The 13,910-nt window shown below is 70.6% G+C and carries 12 protein-coding genes; 9 read left to right on the forward strand and 3 right to left on the reverse strand.

What is annotated here, in order from left to right; translation table 11 throughout:
- Nucleotides 1-23: 23 nt before the first annotated feature.
- The 6 genes from ABZ463_RS25255 to ABZ463_RS25280 are packed head-to-tail and all read left to right on the forward strand — an operon-like array spanning nucleotide 24 to nucleotide 7,557.
- Nucleotides 24-866: a TauD/TfdA family dioxygenase gene (locus tag ABZ463_RS25255; RefSeq protein ID WP_352015034.1), complete on the forward strand. Its 843-nt coding sequence runs from the start codon at nucleotides 24-26 to the stop codon at nucleotides 864-866.
- Nucleotides 866-1,828, forward strand: a complete 963-nt coding sequence (locus ABZ463_RS25260) for a 3-oxoacyl-[acyl-carrier-protein] synthase III C-terminal domain-containing protein (RefSeq protein WP_352015033.1) — start codon at nucleotides 866-868, stop codon at nucleotides 1,826-1,828. Before ABZ463_RS25255 ends, ABZ463_RS25260 begins: the two co-directional genes overlap by 1 nt.
- Nucleotides 1,825-3,117: a hypothetical protein gene (locus tag ABZ463_RS25265; protein ID WP_362779584.1), complete on the forward strand. Its 1,293-nt coding sequence runs from the start codon at nucleotides 1,825-1,827 to the stop codon at nucleotides 3,115-3,117. The genes ABZ463_RS25260 and ABZ463_RS25265 overlap by 4 nt, the downstream gene beginning before the upstream one ends.
- A complete protein-coding gene (locus ABZ463_RS25270; protein ID WP_362779586.1) occupies nucleotides 3,114-4,943 on the forward strand; it encodes a hypothetical protein in 1,830 nt (609 codons plus the stop codon). Before ABZ463_RS25265 ends, ABZ463_RS25270 begins: the two co-directional genes overlap by 4 nt.
- Nucleotides 4,940-6,295, forward strand: coding sequence for a hypothetical protein (locus ABZ463_RS25275; protein WP_362779588.1), 1,356 nt, complete (start codon nucleotides 4,940-4,942; stop codon nucleotides 6,293-6,295). Before ABZ463_RS25270 ends, ABZ463_RS25275 begins: the two co-directional genes overlap by 4 nt.
- Complete coding sequence (locus ABZ463_RS25280) at nucleotides 6,292-7,557, forward strand: MFS transporter (protein WP_362779590.1); 1,266 nt, start codon at nucleotides 6,292-6,294, stop codon at nucleotides 7,555-7,557. Before ABZ463_RS25275 ends, ABZ463_RS25280 begins: the two co-directional genes overlap by 4 nt.
- A 27-nt stretch (nucleotides 7,558-7,584) precedes the next feature.
- Here the strand turns inward: ABZ463_RS25280 and ABZ463_RS25285 are convergent, their stop codons facing one another.
- Together ABZ463_RS25285 and ABZ463_RS25290 are read right to left on the reverse strand one after the other, a co-directional pair.
- Nucleotides 7,585-8,199, reverse strand: a complete 615-nt coding sequence (locus ABZ463_RS25285) for an anthrone oxygenase family protein (RefSeq protein WP_362779592.1) — start codon at nucleotides 8,197-8,199, stop codon at nucleotides 7,585-7,587.
- Nucleotides 8,200-8,216: 17 nt separating this feature from the next.
- Entirely contained in the window at nucleotides 8,217-9,044 is an 828-nt protein-coding gene (locus ABZ463_RS25290) for an NAD(P)H-binding protein (RefSeq protein WP_362779594.1), read from the reverse strand.
- A 150-nt stretch (nucleotides 9,045-9,194) separates the two neighbouring features.
- Here ABZ463_RS25290 and ABZ463_RS25295 point away from each other — a divergent pair, with 150 nt between their 5' ends.
- Entirely contained in the window at nucleotides 9,195-10,091 is an 897-nt protein-coding gene (locus ABZ463_RS25295) for a LysR family transcriptional regulator (RefSeq protein ID WP_352015026.1), read from the forward strand.
- Between the two features lies 1 nt (nucleotide 10,092).
- On the opposite strand, the gene ABZ463_RS25300 is transcribed toward ABZ463_RS25295, so the two are convergent.
- On the reverse strand, nucleotides 10,093-10,773 hold the full coding sequence (locus ABZ463_RS25300; RefSeq protein ID WP_362779597.1) for an NAD(P)H-dependent oxidoreductase: 681 nt from the start codon (nucleotides 10,771-10,773) through the stop codon (nucleotides 10,093-10,095).
- Nucleotides 10,774-10,850: 77 nt separating this feature from the next.
- Here ABZ463_RS25300 and ABZ463_RS25305 point away from each other — a divergent pair, with 77 nt between their 5' ends.
- Both ABZ463_RS25305 and ABZ463_RS25310 read left to right on the forward strand, forming a co-directional pair.
- Nucleotides 10,851-11,741 (forward strand): sigma-70 family RNA polymerase sigma factor, encoded by an 891-nt coding sequence (locus tag ABZ463_RS25305; RefSeq protein WP_362779599.1) that lies wholly within the window; start codon nucleotides 10,851-10,853, stop codon nucleotides 11,739-11,741.
- Between the two features lie 434 nt (nucleotides 11,742-12,175).
- On the forward strand, nucleotides 12,176-13,771 hold the full coding sequence (locus ABZ463_RS25310) for an RICIN domain-containing protein (RefSeq protein ID WP_362779602.1): 1,596 nt from the start codon (nucleotides 12,176-12,178) through the stop codon (nucleotides 13,769-13,771).
- The last annotated feature ends 139 nt before the right edge of the window (nucleotides 13,772-13,910 follow it).

Raw genomic sequence — 13,910 nt, forward strand, 5'->3', positions numbered from 1 at the left:
AGAATCCGACGAGAGGGCCAACCATGACGATCAGTGAGATCACCCCGTTCATCGGCGCCGAGCTGACCGGCGTCACCTACGAGGACCTCGAACGCCCAGAACTCTTCGACCAGCTCGTGGACAACCTGAGACGGCGCGAACTCGTGGTCGTGCGCGGCGTCGAGCTGACCCCGAAACAGCAGATCACCCTGGCCAGACGCCTCGGCAGACCCGTCCCCTTCCTGCTCAGGGAGTATCGCCATCCGGAGTTCGAAGAGATCATGATCTCCTCGAACGAGGTGCGGAACAACAAACCGGTCGGGGTGGCCAGGGTCGGCAACTTCTGGCACCAGGACTCCTCCTACATCGCCGACCCGGCGCCCTACACCATGCTGCACGGCGTGAACGTGCCCTCGACCAGCGGGCACACGCTCTACGCCAGCGCCGTGGACGTCTACGAACGCCTCCCCGAGGAGTGGAAGCGAAAGATCGCCGGGAGGAACGCCCTGGCGACCGTCAACAAGCGCCTGCGGATCGGCAAGGAGCACGTCGGCCTGTCGGTCGCCGAGTTCCGCGCGCTGATCGACATCGAACACCCGAAGGTCGAGCACCCCCTGGTGCGCGAGGACCCCTTCACCGGACGCCCCTACCTGTACGGCTCTCCCGAGTACCTCGACTCGGTGGTCGGCTTCGACGCCAACGAGAACGCGGCCTTCTTCGCGATCGTCGACGAGCTCGTCCAGGACCCCGAGCACGTCTACACCCACCGCTGGACCCCCAACGACCTGGTCATCTGGAAGACCGCGACGACCTACCACTGCGCGACCGCCGTCGAGCCGGGCGTCGGGCGGACGGTGCACCGCGTCAGCATCCAGTCCGGTGACTGATGGGCGGCATCGTCGACTTCGAGGTCCGTCTCCCCAGGGGACGGGCCGCCGTCCACCTGATGCACCGGGCCTCCGGCGTGCCGGTCGAGGCCATCAGGGAGATCACGCACACCGAGGAGTTCCCCGTCCTGGGCGAGACGGAACAGTCCTGGGAACTCGCCGCCGAGGCGGCCAGGGCACTGCTCGGCCGTACGGCGGTGCGACCGGGGGACGTCAGGCAGGTGATCTTCGCGGGCTCCGGTGAGTGGGACGTCCCGTTCTGGTCACCGGCGGCGCGGGTGGCCGCGGAACTCGGCGTCGAGGACGCGCACTGCTTCGAGGTGGCCAACTTCTGCAACGCGGGCACGACCGCGATCAGGATCGCCCTCGACCGGCTCGCCGGGCAGCGCGGCGACGGGTACGCGCTGGTGCTCGTCGCCGACCGGCTCAGCCAGCTGGTCGACCACGCCGACCCCGGGTCCAAGGAGCTGTTCAACTTCGGCGACGCGGCGGCGGCCGTACTGCTGTCGAGGCGGGAGGCCGTCTTCGAGGTGCTGCACACCGCGGTGCGGACCGACCCGAGCTGGGCCGACTACTACCACGGTGAGCAGCGGGACGGGCGCCTGGTGATCCGCAGGGGGCCGCACCGCTCCGGGCTCGCCGACGCCTACGTGGACAACTTCACCCGGCTGGTCGAGGAGACCCTGCGGGCCGTCGGCGGCAAACGGGACGACGTCGCCCACTTCCTGATCAACCAGGGTGACCGGAGGATGCACGAGCGGCTGCTGCGGGAGCTCGGGCTGCCACGGGAGAAGAGCGTCTTCAACTACCACAGGCTCGGCCACATGGGAGGCGCCGACACCCTGATCGCCCTGGACGGGCTCAGGGAACGGCGGGCGCTGCGGCGCGGGGACCTGGTCCTCCTGGCCACGAGCGCCATGGGCTTCAGCTGGGGAGTCACCGCATTGGAGTACGCGCGATGAAGATTCTGGTCGTCCACCAGGTTCCCTACCGGAAGATCGACTACCACCTCGCCATCGACCACGAGGTCCACGACGTCACCTACGTCGGCCGCGCGGAGCGGATCGCCGAACTGCCCGAGGGACTGCGCTGCCGGAGACTTGAGGTCGGCCCCGCCGACGACCTGGCCGGGTGGATCATCGAGAACGTCTCCCCCGCCGAGGGGTTCGAGCAGCTGCTGTCGCTGTCGGAGGACGGCGTCCTGCTGGCCTGGCGGGTACGGCGCCACCTCGGGATCGAGGGCCCCTCCCTCGACCGGCTGCGCCGGGTGCGCGACAAGGTCAGCATGAAGGAGGCGCTCGAAGGCTCGGGGGTTCGTCACCCGCGTTTCGTGGCGGCCGACGCCGTACCCGGTTCGCTGCCGTGGAGCGGCAGGACCGTCCTCAAACCCCGGCAGGGCGCCTCAAGCCAGGAGGTCGTCATTCACGAGACGGCCGAGGCGGCGCTGGCCGCCTGCCGCGCGCTCGGCGACCCCGGCGGGTTCGAGCTTGAGGAGTACGTGGACGGCGACGTCCTGCACGCCGACGGGCTGGTCCAGGACGGCGAGCTGGTCGACGTCGTGTTCAGCAGGTGTGTGCGGACGCCGCTGGACTTCGCGCAGGGGACGCCGATCGCCTCGCACCAGATCCAGCACGACGAACGCCACCGGGTCTTCGCCGAACGGGTGCTCAGGGCCCTGGAGATCGACACCGGCTGCGTCCACCTTGAGTTCTTCGAGACCAAGGAGCAGGAGCTGGTCTTCCTTGAGGTCGCCAACCGGCTCGGCGGCGCGGGCATCGTGACCTCGCACCTGCGTCACACCGGGGTGCACCTGCCCTCGCACGAGATCGCCATCCGGCTCGGCTGGCCCAGGCCGCGACCGCGCCCGGCGAGCGGGCGCTACCACGGCTTCGCCATCTTCCCCGGCCACCACCTGAAGCCGGCGGAGGGCTACACGGTGGACGTGCCCGATCACATCAGGAACCACCCGTGGGTGGACAAGGTACACAGCCTGGACGGCAGGCAGCCGCTGCCCGACCACATCTCCTACCAGGAGTGGGAGATCCCGGTCTTCATCGAGGCCTCACACCCCGACCCCGGCGTGCTCAGGCAGATCCTCGGCGAGTTCGTCCTGGCCCCCCTCGTGCGACCGGGAGGCCCGCCGGTGAGACCGGGAAGCCCTCCCGTCAGACCGGGAAGCCCTTCCACCGAGCCGGAGGGCCCGCCTGTCCGGTCGGAGGGCCCGCTCGTCAGGCCGGAGGGCGTGCGGTGAGGCACTATCCGACCGACCTGTTGCTGGCCGTCGAACACGCCGAACGCCATCCCGTGGAGGCGCTCGCCGAACACGGGCTGACCGGCCTGCTGAACGGCACCGCGCTCACCGAGGCCCTCGACGAGCTGTTCGACGGCCTCGGCCGGTATCCGTGGCGGCCCCTGCCCGACGGCGACGTCGAGGAGTTCGCCCCCGTCGGCACGGTGCCGCTGGACGACGAGGAGCCGGGGGCCACCCTGCGCGGCCTGCTGTACGGCCTGGCCACCGGCAACCGGGTCGTCGTGCGCACCGGGCGCCGGGACCTGTGGCTCGCGGTGACCGGCCTGCTGACCGGGGCGGGCGTGCCCCTGCCCGACGTCACGGTGACGGACCGGGACGACCGTACGGCGGGGCCGCCCGTGGAGGTCCCGCCGCCCCGGGTCCGGGGCGTCTTCCCCACCGAGGCCGCCAGGCGGGCCGCCGAACTGGCCGCCGACGCCAGGGCCGGGTGGGTCGGGCGGCTGTTCACCCGCGACCACCTGGCCGGTGTCTCCCTGGCCGTGGCCCGGGGCCGGGACGCGGCCGAGGAACCAGGACGGATCGGGGCGAAGCTTCGCTACCTGGCCGGGCGGGCCCGCCGTACCCGGTACTACCGGGACCTGCCCGCCGTCACCGGGCGGCAGGACCTGACCCGGCTGCCGATCCTGGACAAGACGGTCCTCGACGCCCACACGCCGCCGGTCAGCCGGGACATGTCCAGCGACGCGCCGCCGAGCGGCGAGATCCTGCGCAGCGGGGCGACCACCGGGGAGCCGCGCTACATCGTCTACTCCCTCACCGACTGGTCCAACATGGTGCGCGAGGCCGTGCCCATGCTGTACGGCGTCGGCCTGGAGAAGGGGGACCGGCTGGTCAACGCCCTGTTCGGCGGCAGTCTCTACGGCGGCCTGATCACCAGCAGCTGCGAGCTGTCGCGGATGCCGATCGAGTGCTACACGACCGGCCAGCACATCACGGTCGACGACCTGCTCGCGCTGGTGCGGAACTTCTCCGTCAACGCCGTCGTCGGCCAGCCCGCGCTGATCCTGCCCCTGCTGCGCGAGGCCGCGGCCCGCGAGCCTGACCTGCGCCTGGAGAAGGTCGTCTACGGCGGCACCGCGATGACCGAGACCGACAAGGCGTGGCTGCGCGAACGGCTCGGGGTCCGGGTGATCTCCAGCATCCTCGCGGCCAACGACGGCGCCCAGCTCGGCTACCAGTGCCCCGGCCTCGACGGCACGCTGCACCACCTGTGCGACGACTACAACCTGATCGAGGTGGTCGACGAGGAGGGCCGCCCGGTGCCGGACGGCGAACCCGGCCACCTGCTCGTCACCGCCCTGCAGAAGTTCGAGGGGCCGCTGGTCCGCTACCGGATCGGCGACGTCGGCCGCGTCCTGCCCGGCCGTGGCTGCGGCTGCGGGACCCCGGGCAGGATCCTGGAGTATCTCGGCAGGTCGGACGGCCTGATCAAGGTCAAGGCCCGCACGGTCCTGTACGACGAGATCCTCACCGCGCTGGCGGTCTTCCAGGTCTCCCGGCTCCAGGTCGAGATCACTTCGAGCGACGGCACGGACACGGTGGTCGTCCGTACCGAGTCGCCGCTCGACCTCGACCCGGAGAAGGTACGGCACCTGCTGGGGAGCGAGTTCGAGGCGCTGAGCGACCGGCACGCCTTCGGCGACGGGCTTGAGGTGTTCCGGCTGCTCGTCGAGTGCCACCCCGAGGGGGGCCTGCCGAGGAACCCGGTGAGCGGGAAGGTCAGACCGGTGATCGACCGGCGCGTCGGATCCGGAGCGGTCTCATGACCAATCGCGTCACGGAGCTGTACAACGAGGAGCTGTTACGCGGCGGCAGTCCCCTCGCGGAGATCGACCTGCACGACGAGGAGCGCTTCCCGTACCTGGCCGGCATCGACCGCCGGTATCTGAACCGGCCCGTCTTCGTCGGGGAGGGGGAGCTGAACCGGTTCGCCGACGACGTGGTCCGCGCCGTGGACATCCTCATGTCGCTGCCCGAACGGCTCTACGACGGCGACCTCGACCGGCTCTGCCGGACCCTGGGCGTCGAACCGCGCAGGGCCCGGCTCATGCGCCGTCTCGGCGGGGCCAGGCCGTACCGCTTCGGCCGGATCGACGCCTACCACGACGGCGAGTCGTTCAAGATCCTGGAGTTCAACGCGACCAGCGAGACCGGCGGCCTTGAATGGGTCGGTCCCGCGACCAGGGCCATGCTCGACCACGACGCGCTGCGCGCCTTCGCCGAACGGCACCGCCTCGGCTTCGTCGACGCCCCGGAGAAGGTGGCCGAGGCGTTGCGCGAGGCGGGCGCGGCCGTCACCGGGGGCCGGGATCCGGTGGTCGCCCTGATCGAGGGGGAGGGCGGGCTGGCCGACTACGGCGTGGCCTGGCGCCCGCTGCACCGGCTCCTGCGCGACCTCGGCCTCGACTGCCGTCTGGGCGAGATCACCGACCTGGACTTCGGGAACGGCCGGGTCCTGTTCCGCGGCACCCCGGTCGACGTGGTCTACCGCGTCTTCGAGGTGGACCAGGTCGTCGACCACCCGGAGGGCCTCCGGCTCACCGAGCGGCTCCTGGCCGCGCACGAGAAGGGGAGCGTGGTCGTCTGGACCCCGCTGGAGACGGAGATCTACCGGCAGAAGGCCTGCATGACGCTGCTGTCCGACCCCGGTCTCGGGGTACGGCTCTCCGCCGAGGAGCGGGCGCTGATCGACCGTGTGCTGCCCTGGACCCGCTCCCTTGGGGAGCCTGGCCTGTTCGAGGAGTGCGTGGAGCGCAGGGAGCGTCTCATCCTCAAGCCGAACGACGCCTACAGCGGGCGGGGCATCGTCGCGGGCTGGGAGGTCGGCGAACGCGAGTGGCTACGGGCCCTGCGGGACGGGGCGGAGACGGGCGCGATCGTGCAGGAACGGGTCGTGCCGCGCCACGAACCGGTCGTCGATCCGGTGACCGGCCGCGTCGAGCCGTGGGAGGCCTGCTGGGGGCTCTACTACACCCCGGCCGGGGGGTACGCGGGCGGCGGCTGCCGCTTCCAGAAGGTCGGCCAGGTGGACATCAGGGCGCTGGGGCCCGGCACGAAGACCAAGGTCGCGGGCGTCCTCACCTACCCCGACGCGGTTGAGGGGGTCGGCTCGTGGTGACCGAGGACACGGCCGTACGGCGGGCGGAAGGGGGCCTGGGGCGCAACTTCAACTACCTGCTCTCGGCCTACTCGATCCAGACGCTCGGCGAGGGCGTGGTGATCGCGGCCCTGCCGCTGCTGGCGAGCAAACTCACCGACGACCCCCGGCTCATCTCCTGGGTGCCGCTGGCCACCGAGCTGCCCTGGCTGCTGCTCGCCCTGGTCGGCGGCGTGATCGTCGACCGCTACGACCGGCGCCTGCTGATGATCGGCGCCCAGACGGCGCAGACGCTGCTGCTCGTCACGGTCGCGTTGATCGTGACGCTGGGCGGCACCAGGATCTGGATGATCTACATCCTGGCGTTCGGGCTCTGTGTCGGCGACATCCTCTTCATGGGGTCGAGCCGGGCGCTGATCCCCACGGTCGTGCGCGGCGCCGACCTGGAGACCGCCAACGGGCGCAACGTGACGGCCGAGACGCTCGGCCGGATGTTCCTGGGGCCCGCGCTCGGTTCGGTGCTGTTCGTACTGTTCATCCCGCTGCCGCTGTGGGTGAACGCCGCGACCTACGTCGTCTCGATCGTGCTGATCTCCCGGATCCGCAACGCGGCCGGTCACTTCAGGGTGCCTCCCGCCCCGGAGGCGGCCGAGGGGCGGCGCGGGGTGGTGGCCGAGATGATGGAGGGCGTGCGCTGGCTGGCCGGGCACCGGGTGCTGCGTGTCGTCGTCCTGCTGGCCGCGACCAGCAACTTCAGCGTCTTCATGGCCCAGTCGGTCACCGTGCTCTTCGCCAGGGACGTCCTGGGCGTCGGGGACGCGGGATACGGCGTCCTGGTGGCCGCGATGGCGATCGGCGGGGTCGCCGGAGGCCTGGTCAGCCGTCGGGTCGTCGGCCGCTTCGGCACCCGTTCCGTGGCCATCGGGGTCTCGGTCGCCAGCGCGCTGAGCCTGGTGGCCATCGGCCTGTTCGGCAGGCAGCCCGTGGTGGTGGTCGCGCTGTTCGGCGTCTGGTCGGCGGGACTGTCCGTATGGAACGTGATGGCCCAGTCGCTCAGCCAGCGGCTGGTCCCCAACCGGCTGATGGGCCGGGTCGGCAGCGCGACCAGGATGATCGCCTTCGGCGCGCTGCCGCTCGGCGCCCTCGCCGGAGGTCTGGTCGCCGCCGCCTACGGCCTGACGGCCCCCTGGGTGGTCGGCGGGGTGGTGCACCTGACCGTCGCCCTGCTCACGCTGCCCGCCCTGCTGCGCTGGCCCTCGGTGATCGAGGCGCCCCCGGCCTGACCGCTGCGGACGGCCCCGCCGCCGGCGTCACCACCCGCCGGGCGCCTGGCCGTACGGCGCGGCCCGGGTGTACGGCATGGCCTGGCCGTACGGCGCGGCCTGGGTGGCCCCGGCGGCGCCGGGCGCCGGCGTGGGGGCCGGGGTCGCGGTGACCCGGCCGTGCAGGACGAGCGCCCAGGTGAGGGCGGCGAAGGCGGCGACGTTCGCGACCGTCCTGACGATGTTCCAGGTGACCCACCGCGCCTCGAAGGCGTGCCGTACGGCGGCCAGGTCGGCGATGTCACCGGGTTGGCCCGCCTTGGCGAGCTGGTCGTTGAGCGGCACGTTGACGGCGCTGGTGACGACGAACATGACCGCGTACAGGACGAGGGCCGCGATGATCCAGGGCAGGAGTTCCCGGCCGGTGCTCAGGTGCAGCACCAGCGCCGCGACGGTGAACGCGAGGCCGCCCAGGAAGCAGACCATGAACCAGCCGTTGATGATGGCCACGTTGATCCGCTGCATCGCCTCGACGAAGGTGCGGTCGTGCGAGCGCGCCAGACCGGGCATCACCGCGTAGGAGAAGGCGGCGAACAGCCCGGCCATGAGGCCGGTGGTGAGGGTCGCGGCCAGCAGGGAGACCGTCTGCAGAAGCTTGATCATGGTGCTGTCTCCCGGTCTCAGATGTTCCAGACGCCGGTCGCGGCGGTCGCGCGGGCGTAGTCGGCGAAGTCGCGGGGCCGCCGCCCCAGGGCGCGCCGCACGCCGTCGCCCAGGTGGGCGTTGCGGCCGTCGAGCACGGTGGTGAACAGGTAGGTCAGCAGGTCGACGACCTCGGCGGGGACACCCTCGGCGAGCATCGCGGCGGTGTGTTCCCTCGCGGAGACCTGGGTGAGGCCGACATGGCGTCCCGACGCGTCGCCGATCTCGGCGACCGCCTCGGCGAAGGTGAGCAGCCTCGGGCCGGTCAGCTCGTAGACCTCACCCACGTGCCCGTCCTCGGTGAGCGCGGCGGCGGCGACGTCGGCGATGTCGTCGGCGTCGACGAACGGCTCGGGCACCTGCCCGACCGGCAGTACGACCTGACCGGCCAGCACCGGGTCGAGCAGGTACCCCTCGCTGAAGTTCTGGGCGAACCAGCTCGCCCGCAGGATCGTCCAGTCGGCTCCCGACGCCCGCACCGTCTCCTCCGCGGCCTGAGCCTCCTCCTCGCCCCTGCCGGACAGCAGCACCAGCCGCCGCGCGCCCTGGGCGACCGCCAGTTCGGCGAAGGCGCCGACCGCCTCGGGCGCGCCTGGGGCCGCCAGGTCCGGGTGGTAGGACACGTAGACCGCCCGCACTCCCTGGAGCGCGGGAGCCCAGGTCTCCCGGTTCTCCCAGTCGAAGGGAACCCCACCGGAGCGGGAGCCGATCCGCACGGGCAGGTGGCGTTCCGTCAGCCGCCGCACGACGCGGCTGCCCGTCTTGCCCGTGCCGCCCAGCACCAGTGTCGGCGTGTGCTCTCCCATGTTCCCCGTCTCCCCGTGGTCTTTTCGGTCTTCCGAAACGTGCTGACCTCTTAAGGATCATTCACTCTGAAACCTGGAACAATGCCGTGTTACGCAACGTTCGTTAACACACAGGTTCACGAACGGGGGTTCGCGGTGGAGCGGCGGGACATGGAGATCTTCCTGGAGCTCGGCAGGGAGCTGCACTTCGGGCGGACGGCCGAGAACCTGCGGGTGTCCACGGCCAGGGTCAGTCAGACGATCAGGCAGCTGGAACGCCGCATCGGGGTCCGGCTGTTCGAACGGACCAGCCGCAGGGTCGAGCTGACCCCGGTCGGCCGTCGCCTGCACGAGGACCTGGCCCCCGCCTACCAGCAGATCCTGGACGGCGTGGCCAGGGCGGTCGCCGCGGGCCGGGGCCTCGACGGAGTGCTGACCGTCGGGTTCATCGGCACCGCCGTCGGCCGGTTCGTCTACGAGGTCGCCGACGTCTTCCACACCCGCAACCCCACCTGCCAGGTCCAGGTCAGGGAGAACGCCTACAGCGACGGCACGACCCTCCTCGACGAGGGGAGGATCGACCTCCTGGTCGCCGTGCTCTCGCCTCAGGAGGGCTCGGGGCTCAGCGCCAGCCCGGTCCTGTTCCGGGAGGAACCGCTGCTCGCGGTCTCCGCCCGCCATCCCCTCGCCCGCCGCGACGCGGTCACGCTCGACGACCTCGCCCACGAGAACGTCCTGCGTCCCCGCCTGCTGCCCGACTTCGCCGACGAGGCCCTGGTGCCGCGCCGTACACCCGGTGGCGCGCTCATCGAGCGCGGACCGGATTTCAGCACCATCCAGGAGATGTGCGCGCTCGTCGGCGCGGGCAAGGGCGTCTTCCCCGTCCCCACCCACGCCGCGGAGTACGACGCGCGACCGGACGTCGCCTACGTTCCGCTCACCGACGGGGCCGTCTTCGAGTGGCGGCTGCTGTGGCGTACCGGGGCGGAGACCAACCGCGTCCGCGCCTTCGTCCAGGCGGCCCAGGAGTACGTGGCCGGCAGGCGGGACCCGCTCATCAACCGGTGACTCAACCGGTGAGCAGGGTGGTCAGTGCGGCCGTGGCCCCGGCCAGGGACTTCTCCGCGAACGGCTGGAAGCGGGCCAGTTCCGGGAGCCTGTCCGCCAGCGTCATCTCGGCGCGGACGAGGTGCAGGTGCTCCCCGGCCACTCCGAGGTCGCCGAAATAGGCCCGCAGGTAGGGCTCCTGGAAGTCGAAGGCCTCCCTGGGCGTGCCCGGCCCGTAGGCGCCGCCCCGCGCGAGGACCACGACCACCCTCGTCCCTGCCAGGCTTCCCTCGGGGAAGGCGCCGGGGAAGGTGACCCGGTCGATCCACGCCTTCAGCGCGGCGGGAACGGCGAAGTTGTACATCGGCACGCCGAACAGCACCGTGTCGGCCGCCAGCACCTCGGTGATCAGCGGCAGCGTCAGCGCCCACTCCCGTTCCTCCTCCGCGTTCTCCACCAGGGCGCCGACCTCGGAGGGCGGGACGAGCCCCTTGACCTCGACCCGCCTGCCCAGGACGCAGTAGGCCGAGGAGATCGGCGGCACCGGCTCGACGGCCAGGTCCCGGTGGCGGTACCCGGCGGTGCCGTGCCGTTCGCACCACAGGTCGGTGAACAGCGTGGTCAGCCGCCTGCTGACGGACTCGCCGGAGTCGTCGGCACTTGAGTCGATCCGCAGCAGGGACGGTCGCGTGTTGACGGTCATCGGTTCTCCCCGTGTCACCTTGTTCGTGTCGTGTTCGTCATGGAACTGACGAGGGGGAGCGAGCGAAGGTGACCGGGATGGACAGGAACGACGAACTCGCGGAGCGGTTCGAGGCACACCGGGACCACCTGAGGGCCGTCGCCTACCGGATGCTCGGTTCGTCCGCGGAGGCGGACGACGCCGTCCAGGAGGCGTGGCTACGGCTCGTCCGTGTCGACGCCGGGGAGATCGGCAACCTCGCCGGATGGCTGACGACGGTCGTCTCCCGCGTCTGTCTCGACATGCTGCGCTCCCGCGCGGCCCGCAGGGAGGACCCGCTCGGACAGCCGGTTCTCGGACAGCCGGACGACGGGGGGAACGACCCCGAGCGGGAGGCTCTGCTGGCCGAGTCGGTCGGCCGGGCGCTGCTGGTGGTGCTGGACACCCTGGCCCCCGCGGAACGCGTCGCGTTCGTGCTCCACGACCTGTTCGCCGTGCCGTTCGACCGGATCGCGCCGGTCGTCGGGCGCACCACGGTCACCACGAAGAAGCTCGCCAGCCGGGCCCGCCACAAGGTTGCGCCGCCCAGGGCCTCCGGTTCGGCCTCTTCCGCCGACCGGCGGGTCGTCGAGGCGTTCCTGGCCGCCTCCCGTGAGGGGGACATGGAGGCGCTCCTTGCGGTGCTCGCCCCCGGGGTGGTGCGCCGCGCCGATCCCGCCACCCTGCCGCCGGGCGTCCCGGCCGTCTCCCGGGGCGCGCGGGCCGTCGCGGGGGAGGTCCTCGTCCTCGGCGGACGGGCCAGGTACGCCGAACCGGCCCTCGTGGACGGGACCGTGGGCGCGGTGGTCGCCCCGTACGGCCGTCTCCTGCTCGTTCTCACGTTCACGATCGAGGAAGAAATGATCACCGAATACGAGGTGATCACCGATCCCGCCCGTCTCCGCGCCCTGTCCCTCTCTCCATTTTTTTCGCAGAAACATGAAAAATAGAAGAAGGAAAGGTTTGCCCGATGGGAACAGTTCGTTTCGTACGTTGTGCGGTCGCGGTGGCTCACTTTCCCGATGCGCAGCGTGTTCAGGGGCGAAAAACGTTCTCTCGCGCCGCTGGATGTCCGGGATCAGGAGACTTTTGGCAGCTTGTTCGCTTGACAGTCTGAGGAGCCTGTGAATCGGGTCGCGTTTACCGTCCGTCACATTTTCCTCAGTTGTAAAGTTTCTTTTCCGTTACCGTTTGACGGTTCCCCAACGATCGGACGCGGGTTATCGTGGCGATCGCGCCAACAGGGCGAAATCCACCACAAAACGCGACCGGTGCGTCCGGCCAGGCGTCGATTTCATTCGCCATGGACACACGGGTGTCTTCGGCGTGCGCGAGGAACCACCGGAAGCCGCGGAGAGATTGAGGTCCGATGTCATCGAAGCGTGTGAGGCGAGGTTTATGGGCACGGGCGGTCGCCGTCGTGGTGCCCGCCCTCGTCATGGTAGGCCTGGCCCCCGCGACGCCCGCCGCGGCGAGCGTCCCCGTCATCTCGCAGGTGCACTGCGTCGGCGACGGAACCAGTGGTCACCGCGTCAAGCTGATCTACGCCTACGAGTCGGGTTCCAACCGGTTCACCGAGAAGGAACCGCTGATCCGGCAGGCCGCGTGGGTCACGCAGGAGAACGTGAACGACAGCGCCCGCCGGGACGGCGCCGAGCGCTGGGTCCGCTTCGAGACCACCGGCTCGACCGGCTGTGACGTGGACATCGACTCCGTCGAGGTTCCCACCGGCTCGTCCGACGGCGACTGGACCGGGGCCCTGAAGACCCTCGGGTACACCGACACCGACCACATCTACATCGCCTACTTCGAGAACAGCACCGGCTGCGGCGGCACGGTCAGCGACGGCCGGATCAACGACGACAACACCGCGGGAACCGGGAACCTCCACAACTCCTACGCCACCTGGATCAGCCTGTCGCCGGGCTGCTCCACCGGGCACGAGATGACCCACGAACTCGCGCACGCCCTGGGCGGAACCCTGCTGGGCTCCCCCAACCACACCTCCGGGGGTCACTGCACCGACTCCAACGAGACCCTCTGCCAGGGCGGCTCGACCGTGGTCTGCTCCGACCCGCTGGACGTCCGGCTGCTGGACTGCGGCAAGGATGACTACTTCGGCGTCGTCCCCGTGGGCACCTACCTGTCCACCCACTGGAACGCCGCCAAGGACAGCTCCTACCTGGAGCACGGCTCCACCGTCCCGGCCATCACCACGGTCCCGCCGCTGGCACCACAGTTGTTCTCGGCCGTGGACGTGGAGGGCACCGAGATCGTCTTCACCTACGTGCCGAGCACCCCGGTCTACGGTTCCGGCGTCACCCGTGAGGCCCAGGTGCTGCGCAACGGCACCGTGGTCGCCACCGTCCCGATCTGGCAGCGTTCGGTCCGGGTGACGGGTCTGCTGGCCAACACCAGCGCGACCTACACGATCCGGGAGAAGATCACCTACGGCGGCGTCTCCCGCACCTCCGCGCCGTCCGACGGGCTGATCGTCCTGACCGGTTCCGGCAGCAACCCCGCGGGCGCCGTCGACAACGGGATCACCACGGTCTTCACCAACGACGTCGTCGACTCCACCGGCCCGAACCAGGCCATGGACCTGTACTCCTTCAGCACCGCGGACAACGCCGCCATCGTGGAGTGGCCGCAGAACAGCCTGAAGAACCAGCAGTGGAAGCTGGACGCGGCGGGCGGCGGCTCCTACACGATCACCAGCGCGCACAGCGCCAAGTGCCTGAGCCCGCTGGCCGGCAGCGGCACCGCGGGGACGGCCATCGTCCAGGTCCCCTGCACCGGCGCGACCGCGCAGAAGTGGACGTTCCCCTCGATCTCCGGGATCACCTACCAGATCAAGGCGAGCGTCGGCACCAACCAGTGCGTCGCGGCGAGCGGCACCAGCGGCGGAACCGCCCTGGTCCTGGCCACCTGCAACACCTCCGACGCGACCCAGCGCTGGACCAGCAACCAGGTCGGCTGACCCTCCCCGACCGCTTCTCCCCGATCACCGAGCCGTACGACCAGCCCCCCGGTCGTACGGCTCGGCCATGCACACCTCGTCGAACCTGTGTACGAACCTGTGGAAACTGGGGATAACTCGTTCGAGGGCCAAGGTCCGT

The sequence above is a fragment of the Streptosporangium sp. NPDC020145 genome (assembly GCF_040631275.1).
Classification (GTDB): domain Bacteria; phylum Actinomycetota; class Actinomycetes; order Streptosporangiales; family Streptosporangiaceae; genus Streptosporangium.

Excerpts from the sequence above, each read along its gene's own strand:
- ABZ463_RS25260 (WP_352015033.1), top strand. The coding sequence starts at position 866 with ATGGGCGGCATCGTCGACTTCGAGGTCCGTCTCCCCAGGGGACGGGCC.
- ABZ463_RS25265 (WP_362779584.1), top strand. The coding sequence starts at position 1,825 with ATGAAGATTCTGGTCGTCCACCAGGTTCCCTACCGGAAGATCGACTAC.
- ABZ463_RS25275 (WP_362779588.1), top strand. The coding sequence starts at position 4,940 with ATGACCAATCGCGTCACGGAGCTGTACAACGAGGAGCTGTTACGCGGC.
- ABZ463_RS25305 (WP_362779599.1), top strand. The coding sequence starts at position 10,851 with ATGGACAGGAACGACGAACTCGCGGAGCGGTTCGAGGCACACCGGGAC.
- ABZ463_RS25290 (WP_362779594.1), bottom strand. The coding sequence starts at position 9,044 with ATGGGAGAGCACACGCCGACACTGGTGCTGGGCGGCACGGGCAAGACG.
- ABZ463_RS25255 (WP_352015034.1), top strand. The coding sequence starts at position 24 with ATGACGATCAGTGAGATCACCCCGTTCATCGGCGCCGAGCTGACCGGC.
- ABZ463_RS25300 (WP_362779597.1), bottom strand. The coding sequence starts at position 10,773 with ATGACCGTCAACACGCGACCGTCCCTGCTGCGGATCGACTCAAGTGCC.
- ABZ463_RS25285 (WP_362779592.1), bottom strand. The coding sequence starts at position 8,199 with ATGATCAAGCTTCTGCAGACGGTCTCCCTGCTGGCCGCGACCCTCACC.
- ABZ463_RS25295 (WP_352015026.1), top strand. The coding sequence starts at position 9,195 with ATGGAGATCTTCCTGGAGCTCGGCAGGGAGCTGCACTTCGGGCGGACG.